Below are 20,507 nucleotides of genomic sequence, written 5' to 3'. Positions count from 1 at the left end.
TTAATGAAAGCCATTTTAATTACGGGAGGAGCCGGTTTTATCGGTTCCCATGTGGTTCGTCTTTTTGTAAATAAATACCCTGAGTACAAAATAGTGAACTTGGATAAGTTGACCTATGCAGGGAACCTGGAGAACCTTCTTGATATTGATCAAAAGGAAAATTATGAATTCGTTAAAGGGGATATTTGTGATGAAGCTTTCATCAATAGCCTTTTTCAGAAATATCAATTTGAAGGGGTTTTACATCTGGCGGCCGAATCACATGTAGATCGCTCTATTAAAGACCCTCTGGCTTTTGTGAAGACCAATATTATTGGAACGGTAAATCTTTTAAATGCTGCCAAGGACTTATGGGTAGATAATTTTGAAGGGAAGCGATTTTATCATATTAGTACGGATGAGGTTTATGGTTCTCTTGATGATGGAGGTTTCTTTTACGAAGATACCTCTTATGACCCACAGTCTCCATATTCAGCATCAAAAGCGTCTTCAGACCATTTTGTAAGAGCCTACGCCAATACATACAAGTTACCGGTGGTGATTACGAATTGTTCCAATAACTATGGGCCAAATCAGTTCCCGGAGAAATTGATTCCGCTGTTTATTAATAACATTAGAAATAATAAGCCTCTTCCGGTATATGGGAAAGGAGAAAATGTAAGAGACTGGTTGTACGTAGTGGATCACGCCCGTGCAATTGATGTGGTTTACCATCAGGGAAAATTGGGGGAAACCTACAATATCGGTGGCTTTAATGAGTGGCAGAATATTGACCTGATTAAAGTGATTTGTAAGGTAATGGATGAGAAGTTAGGTCGTCCGGCAGGAACGGCAGAGCAACTTATTACCTATGTGACGGATCGTGCAGGTCATGATTTGAGGTATGCCATTGATGCGAACAAGATTATGAAGGAATTGGGTTGGGAACCTAGTTTACAGTTTGAAGAAGGGATTGGCAAAACGGTTGATTGGTATCTGGAAAATCAGGAGTGGATGGACAACATTACTTCAGGAGATTACCAAAAGTACTACCAGGAGCAGTACGAGCAATAAAAGAATTGAAACCAAGGGGCGGATTTTTCTGCCCCTAAATTTTTTATCCCATGAAAGGAATAATTCTAGCGGGGGGATCAGGGACGAGGTTACACCCCCTAACTTTAGCAATGAGTAAACAAATGATGCCGGTTTATGATAAACCCATGATTTATTACCCATTAAGTATTCTCATGATGTCTGGTATTCGTGAGATATTGATCATTTCAACCCCAAGGGACCTTCCATTTTTTGAAGAATTATTAGGAGATGGAAAACGACTGGGGTGTGAATTTTCTTATGCTGTTCAGGAGCATCCTGAAGGATTAGCACAGGCCTTCATTATTGGCGAGGAATTTATTGGGGATGATAAGGTCGCTTTGATTTTGGGTGATAATATTTTCTATGGAAACGGCTTATCCACTCAGCTTCAGGGGAATGTTGATCCCGATGGAGGAATCATTTATGCCTATCATGTGAATGATCCGGAGCGTTATGGTGTGGTAGAGTTCGATGATCAAAAACAAGCCATTTCCATCGAGGAAAAGCCATTGGAGCCAAAGTCAAATTATGCGGTGCCGGGCTTGTACTTTTATGATAATGAGGTGGTGTCTATTGCTAAATCCATCAAGCCAAGCAAAAGAGGAGAGCTGGAAATTACAGATGTAAATAAAGTTTATCTGAGGAAGGGGAAATTGAAGGTCAGTGTGATGAATCGTGGTACAGCCTGGTTGGATACCGGCACCCATGCTTCTTTGGCTCAGGCCGGGCAGTTCGTTCAAATTATTGAAGAAAGACAAGGGCTAAAAGTAGGCTGTATTGAGGAAATCGCCTACCGGATGAACTTTATTAACAAGGAGCAATTGCTAGAACTCGCAGAGCCCTTAATGAAAAGTGGTTATGGTCAATACTTAGCCCGTATTATTCACGCTTAAATCCTCGTTTTGCTGCAAGGCGGGGAAAATGAAGATATAGTCCCTATTTCGAGTTTTTTCCAACGAAACAGATGCATGAGGAAAATGCAAGCCTACCCAAATTGGGGCAAATGGGAAATTTGTAAGCCAATATTAACAAAAGAAAAAAAGTCACTTAAGGTGGCTGGGTGAATCTAGCGGTGAATAATTCGGGTTAGGACATATTACGGCGTTATAAAAAAAGGAGGTCATTGACCTCCTTTTCTTTTTTTATTTTATCTCGTCGTATGCCCAGTCAATTTTGTCCTTCATATCTTTTACTGCAATGCCCTGACTTTTCAGAGCAGCTCTAATTTCATCCACTTTATCATAATCCTTAGCTTCTTTAGCTTCCTGGTAAAATTTCAAAAGCATATGGATGATCGGATCTACCTCTTCGATTTTTTCTTCTTGAAGGCCTAAAACATCAAAAACAAAACCGTTAAAGGTATTGATCAGGCGGTCATAAGTTTCCCGACCTATCTCTGCATATTTCAGTTGACCTAAATATAGGGTGTTAATCTTCTTCAAAAGGTTGAAAAGGTGTGCAATGGTTTGAGCAGTATTGAAATCGTCGTTCATGGCACGATAGCAATTATCACAAATACTATTGATTTGTTTCTGCTGCTTTTCATTGATTTCAACGCCTTCCTCCTCCTGGTAATTCAGTTTGGAGATTAACCTCATTCCATTTGCAAGGCGTATATATCCTTTCTCCGCAGCCTTCAGAGCGTCATTGGAGAAGTCCAATGGACTAGAGTAATGGGACTGTAGCATGAAAAAGCGGACAGTCATTGGAGAATATCCTTTTTCTAATAATTCATGATCTCCGGTTACCAATTGGTTAGGCAAGAATGAATTCCCCTTAGATTTACTCATTTTAGTGCCATTAACCGTCAGCATATTGGAATGCATCCAATATTTGACCGTTTCTTTGCCAGTGGCGGCTTTTCCCTGCGCAATTTCACATTCATGATGAGGGAATTTTAAGTCCAATCCTCCTCCGTGAATATCAAACTGCTCACCCAGATATTTGGTGCTCATGGCCGTACATTCTAAGTGCCAGCCCGGGAAACCAATGCCCCATGGAGATGGCCAGCGCATAATGTGCTCCTCGGAAGCTTTTTTCCAAAGGGCAAAATCCGCCTTGGATCGCTTCTCTTCCTGTCCGTCCAAATTTCGGGTAGTCTCTAAGAGGTCTTCTACTACCCTGCCGGAAAGTTTTCCGTAATTTTCCTGCTCATTATATTTGGCAATGTCAAAATAAACCGACCCTTCAGACTCATAGGCAAGGCCTGCGTCCAATATTTTTTGAATCACCTCAATTTGCTCAATGATATGTCCCGTTGCCGAGGGTTCGATGTCCGGAGAGAGGATGTTGAATAATTTCATGACCTCGTGAAAACCGGTGGTGTAACGCTGAACAACCTGCATGGGCTCAATTTTTTCCAGTTTTGCAATGCGCCCGATCTTGTCCTCCCCGGCATCAGCATCATCCACTAAATGTCCTACATCAGTAATGTTGCGTACATAGCGCACTTTATAATCCTGGAACTTTAAGTATCTGTTGATGACGTCAAAGCACATAAAGGTTCTAACATTTCCCAGGTGAACATCACTGTAAACAGTAGGACCACAAACATACATCCCAACAAATGGGGGATTGAGTGGTTCAAACTTCTCTTTTTTCCCACTTAGGGAATTGTAGACTTTTAATTCATTCAGCATAATGCAAATTTAAAATAATCGCCAAGTCTTAAAGGAATTATGGATGATAATTTTCTCCCTCAAAATCCAAATCTAAAAAAATGATTGGACAGAACTGATTTTTATAAATACCCTTTTGGAGATAGAAAGTCTCCTTTCGGTGCCTTAAAATTAAAAGGAATGCATATATATCTAGCTGTGATCAAATAAGATGTTGTTATAAAAATTAAAAATTTCTATATTTGCGCTATCAAAAGGTTGAGGGGGCCCATCGCTCCCTCTTTTGTTTATAAATGCAGGTATGGCATTTCAGGAAGATTTAAAAGATAAAGTCTGGAAGTTGGCTGAGGAGGCCCTGAAGGACGATCAATACTTTGTTGTCAATGTGATTATCAGTGGTCATCAGCCCAATATGAAAGTTTTGGTGCTGCTTGATGGCGATGATGGTATGGATATTGATGTTTGTGCAGAGGTAAGCAGATATGTAGGGTATCAGTTAGAGGAGCAGGAGGTCATTAGCACCAAATATATTTTGGAAGTGTCTTCTCCCGGATTGGATTACCCGCTACAATTGCACAGACAATATTTGAAGAATATTGGCAGAACGCTAAAAGTTACAGTGGAAGGAGAATCCAAACCTTTTAAAGGGGAGTTACTGGAAGTAACAGATTCAAATATTCTTCTGAAGGCCGAGGTGAAGGAAAAAGGAAAGAAAAAGGTAAACTATGAGGATACCGAGATTGCTTTCGATTCCATCAAGGAAGCCATGATTGTAATTGTATTTTAAGAAAGGCTGTGCTAAAAAGTAACAGTTTAATTTGTTTATTATAGCAAGTAAAGAGACCGAAAGCATATGTTGGACAGTTCGACTTTAATCGAGTCTTTTGCGGAATTCGCAAAAACCAAAAATGTGGATCGCCCCACGATGATCCGTATTCTGGAAGATGTATTCCGTACAATGATCCGCAAAAAATATGAGTTTGATGATAACTTCGAAGTTATTATCAATGCTGAAAAGGGTGACCTGGAAATCTGGCGTTATCGCGAAATCGTGGATGATAACTCTGAGGATATCTGGGATTATGACAAAATCAGCCTGGAAGAGGCTAGAAAGATCGAGCCTGATTTTGAGATTGGAGAGCAGGTTGCGGAGTCGGTTCAATTGGAGGATTTCGGTCGTCGTGCAGTTATGACTGCTCGTCAAACTTTGATGCAACGCATTAAAGATTTGGAAAAAGATATTTTATATCAAAAATATAAAGATTTGGTAGGTGATGTCATTACGGCTGAAGTTTATCAGGTTTTGGGTCGTGAAATCATCCTTGCCGATGGGGAAGGAAATGAATTGTCTTTACCAAAAGGAGAGCAGATCCCAAAAGATCGTTTCCGCAAGGGAGACACTGTTCGTGCGATCATTCATAAGGTAGATACCAATAATGGTAATCCAAAGATTTTGGTTTCAAGAACTTCTCCTGAATTTTTGGAACGCTTATTTGAGCAGGAAGTTCCTGAGATTTATGACGGATTGATCTCTATTAAGAAGATTGTTCGTGAGCCAGGTGAACGTGCGAAAGTAGCGGTGGAATCTTATGATGACAGAATTGACCCAGTAGGAGCTTGTGTGGGAATGAAAGGATCCAGAATCCATTCTATCGTTCGTGAGCTTCGTAATGAGAACATTGATGTGATTAATTTCACAGAGAACAAAGACTTGTTTATTGCTCGTGCATTGAGCCCGGCGAAGGTAGTTCGTACCGAGATTAACGAAGAAGAGTCTCGCGTTGCGGTATTCCTTAAACCGGATCAGGTTTCTTTGGCAATCGGTAAAGGAGGATATAATATCCGTCTTGCCGGTAAATTAGTGGGTTATGAGATTGACGTCTTCCGTGACATTGAAGAAGGGGAGGAAGAAGATATCATGCTAACTGAATTTAAAGACGAAATTGATGAGTGGATCATCGAAGAGTTGAACAAAGTTGGTCTGGATACCGCAAAGAGCGTTATCGCCCTTTCTATGGAAGAATTAGTACGTCGTACTGACCTTGAAGAGGAGACCATTGCCGAGATCGTGAAGGTAATTCACAACGAGTTTGAATAAAAATATAGCATAAAGAGACAGGGAATCCCGAACCTGTCTCTTTTTAATGTATATTTGTCGTTCGGGATTTCCTATCATTTGAGAATAGCTCATTTTTATTAGCATCAGGCATCAGTAAATATATGGCAGAAGAAAAAAAGCACCGATTAAGTAAAGTCGCCTCCAAATTAAATGTGGGCCTTAACTCTGTCGTCGATTTTTTGACGAAGAAAGGGTATGAGGTTTCACGTAATCCTAACTCTAAATTATCTGAGGAAGAATTCCGCCTTGTAGCAAAGGAATTTCAGGGATCCGCTCAGGACAAGGAGGAAGCGGCTGAACTGCAAATCGGTACTTCAAAAAGAGCAGCGAACGCCGGTAATGAGACCAGCAAAAAGGAAACTGCTAAAAAAGAAGAAGAATTTCAGGAGGAGAAGCAAGTGTTTATCAAAAACATGAGCGATGAGCCCCTGACGCCAAAAAAAGAGGAAGAAAAACCTCAGCAAAAGGAAATACCTAAAGTGGAAGATCCACAACTGGAAGGATTGAAAGTGGTTGGTAAAATTGATTTGGATGCTTTGAAAAAGCCATCCCCAAAACCGGCAGAAAAGAAAAAAGCTGCTGAGCCCAAGAAGGCTACACCACCGAAAGCACAGGAGAAAAAACCTTCTGAGGAGAAGATTGAAAAAACTGATGCCGCTAAAGTAAATCCTCCGAAGAAAGAGGCTGCCCCTGAAAAGCCAGCCCAAACCGAGAAAGCAACTAAAGAAACACCGGAGAAGCCGGTTTCAGAGAATAAAGTTTTGGAAAAGGAAAATACCGTTGAGGCAGCAACTAAAAAAGATGCTCCTCAAGCAAAGGGGACTTCTGAGGGGAATGCCGATCAGAAAGGAACTACTACTGGTGAGTCCGGTAAGGTAATTACAGCCCAGGCAGACAAGCTGCAGGGATTAAAAGTAGTAGGTAAAATCGACTTGAGTTCTTTTGAGCGCAAGCCAAAGAAAAAGCCGATAGCATCTTCTGATGACAAAGGTCGCGGAAAAAAGAGACAGCGCAAGCGCATTACCAAAGATGGCCAGGGGAACGTACAGAACCAGGGTGGTCAGCAAGGTGGTAATCAGCAAGGCGGAGGAAACCGTAACCAGCAAGGTGGCGGCAATCGCAATCAGCAAAGCCAGGGCGGCGGCAATCGCAATCAGCAGGGTGGAGGTAATCGCAACCAGCAAGGTGGCGGTGGTAACCGAAATCAGCAAGGTGGCGGAAGAGGCCGTAATCAAAATCAGAATAGAAAAGGCGGAAGAAAGCCACAGCCACAAAAGGAGGAGCTTACAGATAAGCAAATTCAGGAGCAAATCAAGCAGACGCTTGCTAAGCTTTCCGGCGGAAACAAAGGAAATCAGGCTTCTAACCGTTCTAAATACAGAAAAGATAAGAGAAACCGTGCCAGTGAAGCCTTTGAGGCGGAGATGGAGCAGGAAAGACTGGATGCAAAGAAGCTAAAAGTAACAGAATTTATTTCTGCGAACGATTTGGCTACTTTGATGGAGGTTTCTGTAAACGAAGTGATTGCAACAGCCATGAATATGGGCATGTTCGTATCCATCAACCAGCGTTTGGATGCGGAAGCGATTACTTTATTAGCCGATGAGTTTGGTTACGATGCAGAATTTGCTTCTGCAGAGGACGAGACTGAAGTTACCGTTGTAGAGGATAAGGCTGAAGATCTACAGGAAAGAGCACCGATCGTAACGATCATGGGTCACGTTGACCACGGTAAAACTTCCCTTTTGGATTATATCCGTAACGCTAACGTAACGGCATCTGAGGCCGGTGGTATTACGCAGCACATTGGTGCTTATGACGTGATGACCGAAACTGGTAAGCGTGTAGCATTCCTGGATACTCCAGGTCACGAAGCCTTTACTGCGATGCGTGCACGTGGTGCGAAAGTTACCGACGTTGCCATTATCGTAGTAGCAGCCGATGACGCGGTAATGCCACAAACAAAAGAGGCCATCAACCACGCTCAGGTAGCGGGTGTACCAATCGTAATTGCGATTAACAAAATTGATAAGCCGGCAGCGAATGCGGATAAAATCCGTGATGAGTTGTCACAAATGAATATCTTGGTAGAGGACTGGGGTGGTAAATACCAGTGTCAGGAAATTTCTGCTAAGTCAGGTCAGGGTGTAGAAGAGCTACTGGAGAAAGTATTGCTTGAAGCGGAGATTTTGGAATTGAAAGCCAATCCAAATCGTGAAGCAGCAGGTACTGTAGTGGAGGCTTCTTTGGATAAAGGTCGTGGTTATGTCGCTACCATGTTGGTAGAAAACGGTACTTTGAATATCGGAGACATCATGTTGGCCGGTCAGCATTATGGTAAAGTAAAAGCCATGTATGACCACCGTGGAAACCGTTTGGAGTCCGTAGGGCCAGCGACACCGGTTCAGGTATTAGGTTTGGATGGTGCTCCACAGGCGGGTGACAAGTTGAATGTGATGGAAACGGACCGTGAGGCGCGTGAAATTGCAACGAAACGTCAGCAGTTGGCTCGTGAACAGTCTGTTCGTACGAAGAAACACATTACTCTGGATGAGATTGGCCGTCGATTGGCGATTGGATCATTCCAGGAATTGAATATTATCGTTAAGGGTGACGTGGATGGCTCCGTTGAGGCATTGTCTGATTCCTTATTGAAATTGTCTACTGATGAGGTAGCCGTGAATATTATTCACAAGGCTGTAGGTCAGATCTCTGAGTCTGATGTATTGTTGGCCTCTGCTTCTGATGCGATTATCATCGGTTTCCAGGTTCGTCCTTCCGTTCAGGCGAGAAGAATTGCCGAATCTGAAGAAATTGATATCCGTCTGTACTCTATCATCTACGATGCGATTAACGAGGTGAAAGATGCGATGGAAGGTATGTTGGCTCCAGAAGAACAAGAAGTCATCATGGGTAACGCCGAAGTACGTGAGACCTTCAAAATCTCTAAAGTGGGTACTATTGCAGGTTGTATGGTTACCGACGGTATCATCAAGCGTGGTAATGATGTGAGATTGATCCGTGACGGTATCGTGATTTACTCTGGTGCATTGGGTGCTTTGAAACGCTTCAAAGACGATGTAGCAGAAGTGAAGAAAGGTTACGACTGTGGTATCTCAATCAACGGTTTCAACGATATCAAAATCGGTGACGTTATTGAGTCATATGAGATCCAGGAGACAAAGCGTACGCTTTAATAACGAGAAAAATATTATTGAAAAAGCCGGCCAATTTGGTCGGCTTTTTTATTTTTGGGGCATTCAACCTTTAAGTAATTATGAAAAAGATATACATGGCGGTGGTATTCCTGATGCTGCCTTTCTGCCTTCAAGCGCAGCAATTGGAAAAAGTAAAAGTGAATGATGAGATCACTATCGAAGTACCAACTGATTTCAGACCTATGGCAGCGGATGTAATTGCCCGGAAATATGCCGGAAGTAGCGCCGTTATTTCAGCGATGTCAGATTTAAACGGCCAGGCAGACTTAACCTTGTCTCAAAAGCCTAGTCAATGGTCTACGGCTGACTTCCCGATCCTGAGAGGCTTTTTCAAGAGTTCTATTCAGGAGCTGAACGGAGATATTGATTTTAGCAGGGAAGAGGTGCTGGAAATCAATGGTAAATCGTTTCTCGTATTTGAATTTGATGCGCCGCTACCAAGTGGAGAAGGACCTTCCAATGGGGTGGGAAGAAAATATAACCTAATAGCCTATACCATTGATAATGGACAGCTGTTGACCTATAATTTTTCCTGTAATAGCCGGATTAAATCACAATATCAGAATACTGCTATGATGGTGTTAAATACCCTAATGATAAAATGAGTGAGTTGATAAACCCTTTTGATGATAATTATTTCATGCGTCAGGCTTTACAGGAAGCGGAGGTAGCGTTTGAAGAAGAGGAAATACCGGTTGGTGCGGTGGTCGTGTGGAAAAACCGAATAATAGCCAGAGCCCACAACCAAACCGAGCGATTGTCTGATGTAACGGCACATGCCGAAATGTTAGCCATTACTGCTGCGGCCAATGCCATTGGTGGGAAGTACTTGAAAGATTGTACACTTTATGTTACAATGGAACCCTGTACCATGTGTGCAGGTGCCATATTTTGGGCGCAGGTGAGTAAAGTGGTATTCGGTGCTGCGGATTTAAAACGAGGCTATGAGCGGCTGGATCCTCCGGTGCTGCATGGAAAAACCGAGATCGTCAGAGGAATCATGCAGGCGGAGTGTCAGGCCATAGTGGATGAGTTTTTCCAAAAATTGCGTAAGTAAAACCCGCTTGTGTTTAAAAGTGTGATGTTCAATTAAATGACCATTATAGCAGAAGTGATGTTACCCTAATTATTCACCGCTGGATTTATTTTCATTGCATTACGGTTGACTTTGCTGGTTATTTTAATAGCTCAAATTGGGGTAATCTTTCTTATTCCTCTTCTGTGTTGGGAAAAAACCGAAATAGGAATTTATTCCTTCATATTTACCGCATAGCAGCTAAATTAGGATTTAAACATGATTAATTCCCGCTAGAATTATTTTCGGGCTATAGTAGTATCATTGTTGTTGGAGCAATTTTGTGAGGTTCCTGCTTGCTAAATACTCATTATCAGGGAGAATCAATTCCTTCAATAGGATTATGGTTTTTATCAATTGGGAATAGCGAACGGAGTATGCTAATTTCCGTCTGAAAATCAGAAGTGAATAAGATAATTAATCCTTTTATTTAGGACTTTCTGAAGAAAAAAATTATCTTAATTCTACTGATTTTCAGTGAAAAACAATTGAAACAATACCAATTAAACACAATAATCATGGCTTTCGAATTACCGGCTTTGCCTTACGCTTTTGATGCGCTGGAACCACATATTGATGCGCGCACTATGGAAATTCATCATGGTAAACACCATGCCGGATATGTAGCAAAATTGAATGCTGCTATTGAAGGAACACCCGCTGCTGATAAATCTATCGAAGACTTGATGGCAGAAGTAGGATCTTTGGGGACGGCAGTAAGAAATAATGGTGGAGGTCACTACAACCACACCTTGTTCTGGAGCATTTTGAGTGCAAATGGTGGTCAGCCATCAACAGAATTGGCTTCAGCTATTGATGCCGCTTTTGGTTCTTTTGACGCATTCAAAGAGACTTTCTCCAATGCAGCGGCCACGCGTTTTGGTTCAGGGTGGGCTTGGTTGATTGTTAAGGCTGATGGTTCTTTGGCCGTGACTTCAACTGCTAATCAGGACAATCCATTGATGGATATTGCAGAAGAAAAAGGAACACCAATTTTAGGGTTGGATGTTTGGGAGCATGCTTACTATTTGCATTACCAGAATCGTCGTCCGGATTATATCGGTGGATTCTTTAATGTTATTAATTGGGAGCAGGTTTCTAAAAACTTTGCTGCTGCGAAATAATCGGCATTAGATAATGAATAAAAAACTCCCGCTCATCTGAACGGGATTTTTTGTTTTTAGATTTCCAACTTTGCCAAATTGTCTTGAGACAGTGGCTTGTTGATGTATTGTTTTACGTAATCGTATTTTTTTGATTTGCTAACATCCTGCGGGTTAATGGAGGAAGTCAGCATCACGATTTTACATTTGTTCTTTGTAAGATCTGAAAGTTTGTCGAATTCATCCAAAAATTGAAATCCATCCATTAAAGGCATATCAATATCGAGGAAAATGACTTCTGGAAGAACGCTCTCGGCCACTTCTTCCATTTTTTCAATATTTCTTAAGAACTCAACTGCACTTTTAGCACCAGTATGGGTATAGATTCTTTCCGTAATATTGGCCGCCTCAATCATCTTTTGATTAATTAGATTGTCAATCTCATTATCGTCGATCAGCATCACCGCGGAATATTTGGGACTATTTGGACTCATGATAACTTATTTATTTAAAACAGTTCATAAACGTAACGTAATTAAATGATTTTTTTTCAATTAAATCATAAAATTGTTAATAAATAATTACATTAAATATTGAATTCAATGCCTTGAGCCAGAGGTAAATTCGAACCATAGTTCATGGTATTAGTTTGCCTGCGCATATAGATTTTCCAGGCATCTGATCCGGACTCTCTACCTCCACCCGTTTCTTTTTCACCACCAAAGGCGCCGCCGATTTCTGCCCCGGAGGTGCCAATATTTACATTGGCAATGCCGCAGTCGGAACCATTAGTGGATAAGAATTGCTCCGCCTCTCTCATATTCAAAGTCATGATGGCAGAACTCAGCCCTTGTGGCACATCATTTTGTTTCGCTATGGCTTCCTCCAGGCTATTGTACGAAATCAGGTACAAAATTGGTGCGAAAGTCTCTTCCTGAACAATTTTGTATTCATTTTCTACTTTGAAGATGGCAGGTTGCACATAGCAGCCGGAACTGTAGCGCTCTCCTTCCAAAACTGTTCCATCGATAATCACTTCGGCTCCTTCTTCTTTGGCTTTGGCTATGGCATTCAGATAATTATTGACCGCCTCTTTATCAATTAATGGCCCCACATGGTTTTCCGTATCCAGCGGATTTCCGATTTTTAGTTGGGCATAGGCATTTTTAAGTTTTTCAGCCACCGTCTCTATGATAGATTCATGGACGATTAATCTACGCGTAGAGGTACATCGCTGCCCACAGGTACCTACAGCTCCGAATAGCGCCCCAATGATCGACATCTCTAAATCTGCCTCCGGTGTTATGATAATGGCATTATTTCCGCCTAGTTCCAAAAGACTTTTTCCAAGACGCGCCCCCACTGCAGCCCCCACTGATTTTCCCATTTTGGTAGATCCCGTTGCGGAAACCAAAGGAACATGCTTATCGTTAGCCATGGCTTTACCCACTGAAGCATCTCCCACCACAAGGCAGCTTACTGCTGCCGGGGCATGGTTGGCTTGCAATACCTCCTGCACAATTTTTTGACACGCAATTGCTGAAAGGGGTGTTTTTTCGGAAGGTTTCCAAATGCAAACATCTCCACATACCCAGGCCAGGAAAGCATTCCATGACCACACCGCTACCGGAAAGTTAAAGGCCGAAATGATGCCCACCACGCCCAGCGGATGATACTGTTCATACATGCGGTGCTGTGGACGTTCAGAATGCATGGTCAGACCGTGCAATTGTCGGGATAAGCCCACCGCAAAGTCAGCAATATCTATCATCTCCTGTACTTCCCCTAGTCCTTCCTGAAGGGATTTCCCCATCTCATAGGAAACTAAATGGCCGAGCGCTTCTTTATTTTGACGGAAGGCCTCCCCTATCTGTCGAACGATTTCTCCTCTTTTCGGAGCAGGTATATTTCTCCATTCAAGGAAATCCTTCCTGGCCTGATCAACTACCTGATGATACTGTTCTTCGGTGGCCAGCTGCACCTCTCCAATGGTATTGCCATTGACTGGAGAAGTACTTTTTATTTTGGGGCCATTACCTCTTTGCCATTGGTTACCAATGGCGATACCCAAGTTTTCATGCTCGAGTTTTAGTTGGGATAAAAAGTTCAGGTTCATTCTATTTGGGGTTTGTTCTTTAATTTTTTGTTAGGTGAAAATACGAAATTTCAGGCTGGAATGAGGCATTTTGGGATAATTTACCACTGAGAAGGACTGTACGTTTTTGAGTGCAAAAAAAAGCCAGTGCTTTCACACTGGCTTTTCTGAAGGGATTTAATTGATATTTAAATCCCCCTTTATCTGAAGAAAATTAATACGATCGTATTTGATTTTGGTTTATTTTAAAAAAATAGCATTGCATTGTGCTTTGAAAAACCTGCAGCGCTTCCAAAATACTTCATTTTTTTGCTAAACATGTAGCACTTTAATTAGGCCTTGCTACTAAAGCCCCAATTCTTTTATTCCCTGCTGGAAGACCACATCTTTAGGGATATTTAACTCAGATAGTTTATCCAAATCCGCTTGTAGTTCCGGGCTTATTTTGCCGCTTTTTTCTACCAATGCGGCTACTCCATCGTAATCGCCATTACCCTGCAGCGTTAATATTTTCTCTGACAAGGCATTTACCGCCTCCTCCATTTTTTCATAATTAACACGGTAAAGGCCGGTGGCTTCGTCTTTGGAAAATGCGCCGAATTCCTTGAAATAATTGAATCGAATCATATTCGCCACACCATGTGCAGAGGCTGCTCCGAAGCGTACGGAGCGGAAAATACCTGCCAGGAAGGTAGTATAGTAATCTTTCATCTCCCCTTCCAATTCTCCTTTAGCATGTAATTGATCGATCATATACAGGCCAAGAATATCTGCTTTTCCTTCTTCCAAGGCCGAGGCATGTTCTTTAAGGGCAGCTCTTACCATTCCCTTATTGTTAATGGTATTTTTTATTCCCAAACCATGGGCTACTTCATGGAACATGGTATTGGCAAAAAAGGCGTCGAAAGTCACATTGCTTCTTTGTTCTTCCACAATTAATGCACTGGCAATGGGCAGCATGATTTTGTCAAATTTGGCCTTCATGGCATTTTTTAGCTGCAGTCGGCGAGTACCTTTTTCCAGTTGCACTTTTTCATCATTGGGCAGGTTAATGGCAATGGTTTTTGATGCCGCATTACAATCTCCTGCATAATAGACGACATCATAGGCATTCAGATCAGAGTCGGTTCCGGCTTCTTCTTTTTTATAAGCTTCCGCTACCGGAAGATTGCGCTGAAGCTCTGGAAGAAAAGAGGCAAATTTGGCTAATTTCTTACTCCACTCCATATCTTTTATTAAAACGTAGGCTTCATGGGATGCTTTATTGCCAAATAGCTTATCTTCATAGGTTTCTATAGGCCCCACCACCAGGTCAATCATATTGTCCTTCATGTCCATCCAGGCTAAATCCGACTCGAAGTATTCATCAGCTCGGAGGGCTTTTGCTCTTAATTGAAGGTATTTTTGGAAACCTTTATCTTCGGCCAAGTCGGCTGCTTGTTCTAATAACTGTGCAGCTTCCTCCGTTTGTGCTTTGAAAAATTCATGATAAGGGATGGCCACCAAGTTTCCGTCCTCTCCCCTTCTGACCATGGTGTATAAGCTGTTGATATCAGACGCTGAAGATTTCTCAAACTCCTCCTTGGTCATATCTGCCGGGTAATAATTCGCTCCTTTAGGCTTTTCTCCCACGCCTTGGATAAAGGGCTTATTGTTTTCCAAGCGATCCCAGGGTCCATAGTTGATTACAGCATAGGCTTTTTCTGCCGGACTTAGCTGTTCCAGCAAAGCATTTTTGTCTCCGTAAGCTTCCTGCCAAAAAATATCATCCATGATTTCAGCTACTTGAATCAACAGCGGAATCATTTTTTTCTGGTTCTCACTCAAATGGGAAAGGTCGGCAGTCAAAGTAAAATGATCATACTGGTTTACTTTTTCCTGAACCGGATCTGATACCGATAGGCTGGAATTTTCAGCTTTTTTTTGATCTGCCTGGCATCCTCCCAATAGTAGTCCTCCTGCAAAGGCAAGGGAGAGTATGTGGTTCTTTTTCATATTATTAAGGTTGATTTTATTAATTGATCTCACAATCTGATAATGCTTTTTTGATGCTCTCTTGGTCCAGGTTATTTCCGATGAAGACCAGCATGTTATCGCCCCTTTCCTCTTCGAACAGACTTCCCTGAGTAAAATAAAATTGGGTGCCCACGGACTGCACGATGATTTTGCGGTCGTACGTTTTTGAGTACAATTTCCCTTTTACTCTGTAGACCGAAGGATTCATGGGCAGGAACATCGAAAGCCAGGCTTCGAATTTATGCAAATCCAGGGCATTTCCAGACTGCCAGGTAAAACTTCTGATCTGTCCGTGTTGATGATGGATGGGCTGGTCGGCCTTTTCCACCATTTTGTAATCTCTTTTTCTTAAATCAAAAAGATGTTCATTGTCTACCTGCCCAAATTGACAGGGGATAATTTCAGCAAAAGGATTCAGGGAAGCTAGAACCTCCTTAACCTTATTCCACTCTTCTTTTGGGAGAAGATCAGTCTTGTTCAGTAAAATGTTGTGTGCTGCTGATAGCTGTTTAGCCGTAACGGACTCTTGCTCGATTCTTTCCAGTACCGTTGGAGCATCGGCCAGGGCGATGATACCATCGAGGCTGAATATGCCCTGCAGGTGAGGATCAAACATAAAGGTAGCAGCTACCGAAAGCGGATCGGCAATGCCGGTGGTTTCAATTAACAGGTGATCAAACTTAAAGTCACTGGTGATCAGCTTGGTTAATACCTTGAGTAACTCTTCATTGATATTGCAGCAAATACAGCCATTGGCTAATTCAAAAATGCCCTCTTTTGGTCCATCGATCAGTTCTTGATCTAAGGGTATTTTGCCAAATTCATTTTCAATAATGGCGTATTGTGTTTGGGGATTTTGTGAAATGATGTGGTTAAGGAGAGTGGTTTTTCCCGCACCCAGAAAGCCGGTTAGTATGGTAACTTTTATAGAATTTTGCTGCATCTTATTTCGTACAATTTACTCCAAGGTAGGCAATGCCCATCGACATCTCAAGGAGTTTTCCTGAAATAATACTAAGGGTTACATCGCGTAGAAATTTTTTCTAACGGAAATATTCCAAAATGTTACGGGAGCAATGCCTCCAAATGTTACTTACAGGGAACAGTATTCCTACAATTTGAGTTTTAATATCACATCCTGATTTTTTTCTCAAACCTAACCTCATCTTATTTATGACCCGGACTTTAACATTCCCATTTAAGCCCTTTGTGATCTTTTTCATTTGTTTCCTGGTACATACAAGTTGCCAGCCTCTTGAGGAGGTCAAGCCGGAAACCCGTAGTATTCCCATTGAAAATTTAAAAGCTAACATTAAAAACCCGGTTGTATTGGATATGAGCAGTGCTAATCTGCATTTGGGCATTATGGATATTCACAATGTAGATCAGTTGAATGGGATACATGATTTCAAATTGGGGACTTATTTGAAGGATCTTAATTTGGGAGACTTTATGGATTATGGGGAGTTTTATGAGGGCAGGCTTAAGGTATTTATCTCGAAAAAGCACCTGGTGAAGCTAAAGAATGCAGACTGTTTTGATGTTACCCTATATTTTATAGATGACATGCTTGCTAAAGTACAAATGACTTCCAATTTGGGTTTGGTGAATGATTTATTGCAGACTTTTGGACGACCTAATATTAAAAGAAAGAAAATCGCCAGGGAATTGCACTTGCCTGAAATTAAAAACCCCTATTTACTTACTTTGGTGGAAATGGAATGGAAAACATTCCGAAACAGAATGACCTATAAGGAATCTTTGAGAGACCGATCCTTTGACATTGGAAAGCTTGAGAAAATTAATCGCCTAACCATCCAGATGAATGGTTATGAAAAGCACCTGATGTATTTGGATCGGGTGATGAGTTTATAAAACAATATAAAAGCACAGTTCTTACTGTGCTTTTTTAATTATTGCATTATTTTGTAGGAGTTGAATAAGCTAACTCACCTCCTATGAATAGAAAAGTTATTTTTTGGGCCAGTATCGCCCTATTGTTGTTTTATGGTGCCTGGTATGGTTACGCCCGTCTTCCCATCATTAATGGTTATGCTTCAAAAATGATGTGCTCCTGTGTTTTTGTTTCGGAGCGATCTCCGGAAGATATATTGGCCACTGACTTGAATTTTTCACTGATTAAATATGCCTCGCCTGAAGTGGATTATGATCGAAAAACGGTCACCTCTACGGTGTGGGGGCTGGGGGCAGAAACCTCAGTTTATCAGGAAGGGTTGGGTTGCACTCTGGTAGCAGACAGTAAACAGCCGCCTGCATTGGAGCAGGCTATATCGGTATGGCCTGATCGCCCTGATACACTTATGTGGCCAGTGGGGGATTTTTTGGGAAGAGGAAAGCCTTATCCAGCTTTAAAAAAGGTGATGGACAAGGCTTTTCAAAAGGAGAAAAAAACCAGAGCGGTATTAGTCACCAGAGGGGATGAGTTGATTTGGGAACAATATGCTGAGGGCTTTGACGAAAATACCAGATTACTGGGCTGGTCAATGACTAAATCCATTACCTCTGCCTTGATCGGAATATTGGTTGGGGATGGGCAGTTGGATATTCACGCCCCGGCCCCGGTTGTGGATTGGCAATCGGACCAGCGAAAGAATATCACCTTAAATCATTTATTACAAATGTCCAGCGGCTTGGACTGGGTGGAAGATTATGGCGATATTTCCTATGCAACGACGATGTTGTATGCTTCCAGTGATATGGGGAAATTTGCTTCCAATGTGCCCTTGGCGCATAAACCGGGTCGGGTTTGGTATTATTCCTCCGGAACTTCCAATATTTTAACAAAGATTATTTATGAGACTTTGGGCGATCAAAGGGCCTATTATCAATTTGCCAGAAAACGGTTATTTAATCCCTGTGGGATGCGTTCGATGGTGTTGGAACCGGATGCCTCCGGTAATTTTGTAGGCTCCTCCTACTCCTTTGCCACTACCCGCGACTGGGCCAGATTTGGTTTACTTTATTTAAATGACGGGATATTTAATGGAGAAAGAATTCTGCCGGAAGGCTGGGTCGATTACTCCCGGCAGGCAGCAAAAAGTGCAGATGGGGAGTATGGCGCACAATGGTGGTTAAATGAAAGCCTGCATTTTCTTCCGGATTGTCCGGCTGATGTTTATTTCGCTGATGGATTTCAGGGGCAAAGGGTTTGGGTAATTCCCTCTCATGATTTGGTAGTGGTACGTTTGGGGCTTTCTTCGGGAGAAGATTTTGACTTCAATGAATTTCTGTCCGGAGTATTAAAAGCAGTGGCTCAGGATAATTAAACCCGAATGATTCATCGCCAGATTCAGGTAGTGGCTTTATGTCAGATCGTTAAAATTGTTGTTGCCGATTTTCAATTAGCCCAAATTGGGGCAAGCTAGCTTTTTCCTCCTTCATCTGTTTTCTTGGAAAAAGCTCGAAATAGGAAAAATTCCTTCATTTTTCCGCCTTGTAGCTATAAGAGGATTAAAGCATAAATAACCCGAGTTAAAGTTTGTACCCTTTTGAGTGCAATAGCGAGACAGGCAGGCGAGCTGTATCAAAAAAGCGCCAAAACTGGGGTGGAGACCAAGTTTTGGCGCTTTTTTTTGAGGCAATGGGCTTAAGCACCAAATAATTTCCGACTTTCAATCATTTCAATAACCTCATCCGGGACGATGTATTTGATAGACCTTTCTGCCTTAATACACTTTCGGATAAAGGTGGCTGATATATCGACCATTGGAGCCTCGACCATGGTCACTTTTGGGTGATCATCAAAGGGGCTTGGTTTGGAATCCGGTCGGGGATAAACCACCAGGCCAAAATTTTTCAGAATCTCCTCATGGTTTTTCCATTTATGGAAATGACTTAAATTGTCCTGCCCTACAATAATTTTAAAGTCATGATGCGGGTTCTTTTCGGATAAATAAGCCAGGGTGTCAATGGTATAGCTGGGCTTTGGCATGCGGAATTCCACATCGGTCACCCGAAGCTTATGATTGTTTTCTATGGCCTTCTCCACTAAATCGTAGCGGTCAAATTCATGCTCCAGGCTACTTTTCTTTTTGAAAGGATTTTGTGGAGATACCACAAACCACACCTGATCCAAATCTGCCAATTCCACCATACTATTGGCAATGATAAGATGACCAATATGAATGGGATTAAAGGAACCGAAGAAAAGACCTATTTTGAGCTTTTTTTGAACGAAATTCCCGAACATGGCTGGTGTTTATTTTTCAATGAATTTTTGAAGCGTCTCTTCTGAGGTTTTTAAGGCATTTTCCAAATTGTCATTGATAATGGAAATGTCAAAATTTTCTTCAAAGCCTAATTCATACTCGGCCTTGGCCAGTCGCTTTTTGATGGCACATTCCTCATCAGTACCTCGGCCCCGAAGTCGCGCTTCCAGGGTTTCCAGATCCGGTATTCTGACGAAAACGGCCAATGCCTGCTCCTGAAAATATTTTTTCAGGCTAACTCCTCCTTTTACATCCACATCAAATACGACGTGCTTTCCTTCTGCCCAAATTCTTTCCACTTCTGATTTCAAAGTACCGTAGCAACATCCGGGATAAACTTCCTCCCACTCCACAAACTCATCCTGATTCACTCTATTGTTGAATTCTTCTTTGCTGAGGAAGTAATAGTCCTGACCATGCTTTTCCGCACCTCTGGCCTCTCTGGTAGTGGCCGAAATAGAGAAGCATAAATCATCTCGCTGATTTAATAAATGATGAACGATAGTTGTTTTTCCTGAACCTGAAGGCGCTGAAAAGATAAAAGCCTTGCCTTTATGCGTCATGATTTTTTAAAATTGAAAGAGAAATTTAAGTTTGGGTATGGAAAATATAGAGGAATGACGCTAAAGCAGCGAAATTCCAAAAATTGGATCTTTCGCTGATAAAAGAAGGGGAAAAGGAGGAAGTCCCTTGTACTTCAATTTGAAAATTGCAGCTTTGAATTTTTCCATGCGCAAAGGTAGGAAAATCGTATAGGACAGCCAAAAATGAAGCAAAAATCCATAAAGGATTGGGGAATCGTATAGGAGAGCATGTTTAAAAGCGCACCATCCGGCAGCAAATTCGAATTATTGAAAGCGAATTTGGATAATTTCTCAACAATAGCGATGCTATGCGCTCAAAATATTCGGGTATCGCTTCTGCAATAATCAAATTTTCGCTTCGAATTTTGGCTTTTAA

17 protein-coding genes are annotated in these 20,507 nt (G+C 41.8%); 10 read left to right on the top strand and 7 right to left on the bottom strand.

What is annotated here, in order from left to right; translation table 11 throughout:
- Nucleotides 1-3 precede the first annotated feature (3 nt).
- Both rfbB and rfbA read left to right on the top strand, forming a co-directional pair.
- Nucleotides 4-1,053: a dTDP-glucose 4,6-dehydratase gene (gene rfbB, locus NG22_RS13140; RefSeq protein ID WP_053406149.1), complete on the top strand. Its 1,050-nt coding sequence runs from the start codon at nucleotides 4-6 to the stop codon at nucleotides 1,051-1,053.
- A gap of 50 nt (nucleotides 1,054-1,103) precedes the next feature.
- Nucleotides 1,104-1,967, top strand: coding sequence for a glucose-1-phosphate thymidylyltransferase RfbA (gene rfbA, locus NG22_RS13135; RefSeq protein ID WP_053406148.1), 864 nt, complete (start codon nucleotides 1,104-1,106; stop codon nucleotides 1,965-1,967).
- Between the two features lie 249 nt (nucleotides 1,968-2,216).
- Here the strand turns inward: rfbA and cysS are convergent, their stop codons facing one another.
- The gene (gene cysS / locus NG22_RS13130) at nucleotides 2,217-3,713 is read right to left on the bottom strand and encodes a cysteine--tRNA ligase (protein WP_172674379.1); all 1,497 of its coding nucleotides are present in this window, start codon (nucleotides 3,711-3,713) and stop codon (nucleotides 2,217-2,219) included.
- Nucleotides 3,714-3,993: 280 nt separating this feature from the next.
- Here cysS and NG22_RS13125 point away from each other — a divergent pair, with 280 nt between their 5' ends.
- The 6 genes from NG22_RS13125 to NG22_RS13100 all read left to right on the top strand — a co-directional run bounded on the left by NG22_RS13125 (nucleotide 3,994) and on the right by NG22_RS13100 (nucleotide 11,228).
- A complete protein-coding gene (locus tag NG22_RS13125; RefSeq protein WP_053406146.1) occupies nucleotides 3,994-4,479 on the top strand; it encodes a ribosome maturation factor in 486 nt (161 codons plus the stop codon).
- Between the two features lie 69 nt (nucleotides 4,480-4,548).
- Complete coding sequence (gene nusA / locus NG22_RS13120) at nucleotides 4,549-5,790, top strand: transcription termination factor NusA (protein ID WP_053406953.1); 1,242 nt, start codon at nucleotides 4,549-4,551, stop codon at nucleotides 5,788-5,790.
- A gap of 122 nt (nucleotides 5,791-5,912) precedes the next feature.
- The gene (gene infB, locus NG22_RS13115) at nucleotides 5,913-9,008 is read left to right on the top strand and encodes a translation initiation factor IF-2 (protein WP_053406145.1); all 3,096 of its coding nucleotides are present in this window, start codon (nucleotides 5,913-5,915) and stop codon (nucleotides 9,006-9,008) included.
- Nucleotides 9,009-9,088: 80 nt separating this feature from the next.
- Nucleotides 9,089-9,634 (top strand): hypothetical protein, encoded by a 546-nt coding sequence (locus tag NG22_RS13110; RefSeq protein WP_053406144.1) that lies wholly within the window; start codon nucleotides 9,089-9,091, stop codon nucleotides 9,632-9,634.
- Complete coding sequence (locus tag NG22_RS13105; RefSeq protein WP_053406143.1) at nucleotides 9,631-10,086, top strand: nucleoside deaminase; 456 nt, start codon at nucleotides 9,631-9,633, stop codon at nucleotides 10,084-10,086. Before NG22_RS13110 ends, NG22_RS13105 begins: the two co-directional genes overlap by 4 nt.
- A gap of 536 nt (nucleotides 10,087-10,622) precedes the next feature.
- Entirely contained in the window at nucleotides 10,623-11,228 is a 606-nt protein-coding gene (locus tag NG22_RS13100) for a superoxide dismutase (protein ID WP_053406142.1), read from the top strand.
- A gap of 56 nt (nucleotides 11,229-11,284) precedes the next feature.
- Here NG22_RS13100 and NG22_RS13095 read toward each other — a convergent pair whose 3' ends face one another.
- The 4 genes from NG22_RS13095 to NG22_RS13080 all read right to left on the bottom strand — a co-directional run bounded on the left by NG22_RS13095 (nucleotide 11,285) and on the right by NG22_RS13080 (nucleotide 16,261).
- A complete protein-coding gene (locus tag NG22_RS13095; protein WP_053406141.1) occupies nucleotides 11,285-11,701 on the bottom strand; it encodes a response regulator in 417 nt (138 codons plus the stop codon).
- A 92-nt stretch (nucleotides 11,702-11,793) separates the two neighbouring features.
- Entirely contained in the window at nucleotides 11,794-13,323 is a 1,530-nt protein-coding gene (locus NG22_RS13090; protein WP_053406140.1) for an aldehyde dehydrogenase family protein, read from the bottom strand.
- Between the two features lie 324 nt (nucleotides 13,324-13,647).
- Nucleotides 13,648-15,297: a Zn-dependent hydrolase gene (locus NG22_RS13085; RefSeq protein WP_053406139.1), complete on the bottom strand. Its 1,650-nt coding sequence runs from the start codon at nucleotides 15,295-15,297 to the stop codon at nucleotides 13,648-13,650.
- Nucleotides 15,298-15,316: 19 nt separating this feature from the next.
- Nucleotides 15,317-16,261 carry a GTP-binding protein gene (locus NG22_RS13080; protein ID WP_053406138.1) on the bottom strand — a complete coding sequence of 315 codons (945 nt, stop codon included), beginning with the start codon at nucleotides 16,259-16,261 and terminating at the stop codon, nucleotides 15,317-15,319.
- A 230-nt stretch (nucleotides 16,262-16,491) separates the two neighbouring features.
- Between NG22_RS13080 and NG22_RS13075 the strand changes: the two genes are divergently transcribed.
- On the top strand, nucleotides 16,492-17,193 hold the full coding sequence (locus tag NG22_RS13075) for a hypothetical protein (RefSeq protein WP_053406137.1): 702 nt from the start codon (nucleotides 16,492-16,494) through the stop codon (nucleotides 17,191-17,193).
- A gap of 83 nt (nucleotides 17,194-17,276) precedes the next feature.
- Nucleotides 17,277-18,605: a serine hydrolase gene (locus tag NG22_RS13070; RefSeq protein WP_053406136.1), complete on the top strand. Its 1,329-nt coding sequence runs from the start codon at nucleotides 17,277-17,279 to the stop codon at nucleotides 18,603-18,605.
- Nucleotides 18,606-18,925: 320 nt separating this feature from the next.
- On the opposite strand, the gene nadD is transcribed toward NG22_RS13070, so the two are convergent.
- A complete protein-coding gene (nadD, locus tag NG22_RS13065; RefSeq protein WP_053406135.1) occupies nucleotides 18,926-19,528 on the bottom strand; it encodes a nicotinate (nicotinamide) nucleotide adenylyltransferase in 603 nt (200 codons plus the stop codon).
- Nucleotides 19,529-19,537: 9 nt separating this feature from the next.
- Nucleotides 19,538-20,110 carry a guanylate kinase gene (gene gmk / locus NG22_RS13060; RefSeq protein WP_053406134.1) on the bottom strand — a complete coding sequence of 191 codons (573 nt, stop codon included), beginning with the start codon at nucleotides 20,108-20,110 and terminating at the stop codon, nucleotides 19,538-19,540.
- Nucleotides 20,111-20,507 lie beyond the last annotated feature (397 nt).

The sequence above is a fragment of the Persicobacter sp. CCB-QB2 genome (assembly GCF_001274635.1).
In the GTDB taxonomy this organism is placed as follows: domain Bacteria; phylum Bacteroidota; class Bacteroidia; order Cytophagales; family Cyclobacteriaceae; genus Persicobacter; species Persicobacter diffluens.
The sequence above is the reverse complement of the archived record's forward strand: the minus strand, read 5'-3'. Positions and strand labels throughout refer to the sequence as shown.

Coding starts and splice junctions, on each gene's coding strand:
- cysS (WP_172674379.1), bottom strand. CDS start 3,713: ATGCTGAATGAATTAAAAGTCTACAATTCCCTAAGTGGGAAAAAAGAG.
- nadD (WP_053406135.1), bottom strand. CDS start 19,528: ATGTTCGGGAATTTCGTTCAAAAAAAGCTCAAAATAGGTCTTTTCTTC.
- NG22_RS13095 (WP_053406141.1), bottom strand. CDS start 11,701: ATGAGTCCAAATAGTCCCAAATATTCCGCGGTGATGCTGATCGACGAT.
- NG22_RS13125 (WP_053406146.1), top strand. CDS start 3,994: ATGGCATTTCAGGAAGATTTAAAAGATAAAGTCTGGAAGTTGGCTGAG.
- NG22_RS13075 (WP_053406137.1), top strand. CDS start 16,492: ATGACCCGGACTTTAACATTCCCATTTAAGCCCTTTGTGATCTTTTTC.
- NG22_RS13100 (WP_053406142.1), top strand. CDS start 10,623: ATGGCTTTCGAATTACCGGCTTTGCCTTACGCTTTTGATGCGCTGGAA.
- NG22_RS13085 (WP_053406139.1), bottom strand. CDS start 15,297: ATGAAAAAGAACCACATACTCTCCCTTGCCTTTGCAGGAGGACTACTA.
- NG22_RS13080 (WP_053406138.1), bottom strand. CDS start 16,261: ATGCAGCAAAATTCTATAAAAGTTACCATACTAACCGGCTTTCTGGGT.
- rfbB (WP_053406149.1), top strand. CDS start 4: ATGAAAGCCATTTTAATTACGGGAGGAGCCGGTTTTATCGGTTCCCAT.
- NG22_RS13105 (WP_053406143.1), top strand. CDS start 9,631: ATGAGTGAGTTGATAAACCCTTTTGATGATAATTATTTCATGCGTCAG.
- NG22_RS13110 (WP_053406144.1), top strand. CDS start 9,089: ATGAAAAAGATATACATGGCGGTGGTATTCCTGATGCTGCCTTTCTGC.
- NG22_RS13070 (WP_053406136.1), top strand. CDS start 17,277: ATGAATAGAAAAGTTATTTTTTGGGCCAGTATCGCCCTATTGTTGTTT.
- infB (WP_053406145.1), top strand. CDS start 5,913: ATGGCAGAAGAAAAAAAGCACCGATTAAGTAAAGTCGCCTCCAAATTA.
- rfbA (WP_053406148.1), top strand. CDS start 1,104: ATGAAAGGAATAATTCTAGCGGGGGGATCAGGGACGAGGTTACACCCC.
- NG22_RS13090 (WP_053406140.1), bottom strand. CDS start 13,323: ATGAACCTGAACTTTTTATCCCAACTAAAACTCGAGCATGAAAACTTG.
- gmk (WP_053406134.1), bottom strand. CDS start 20,110: ATGACGCATAAAGGCAAGGCTTTTATCTTTTCAGCGCCTTCAGGTTCA.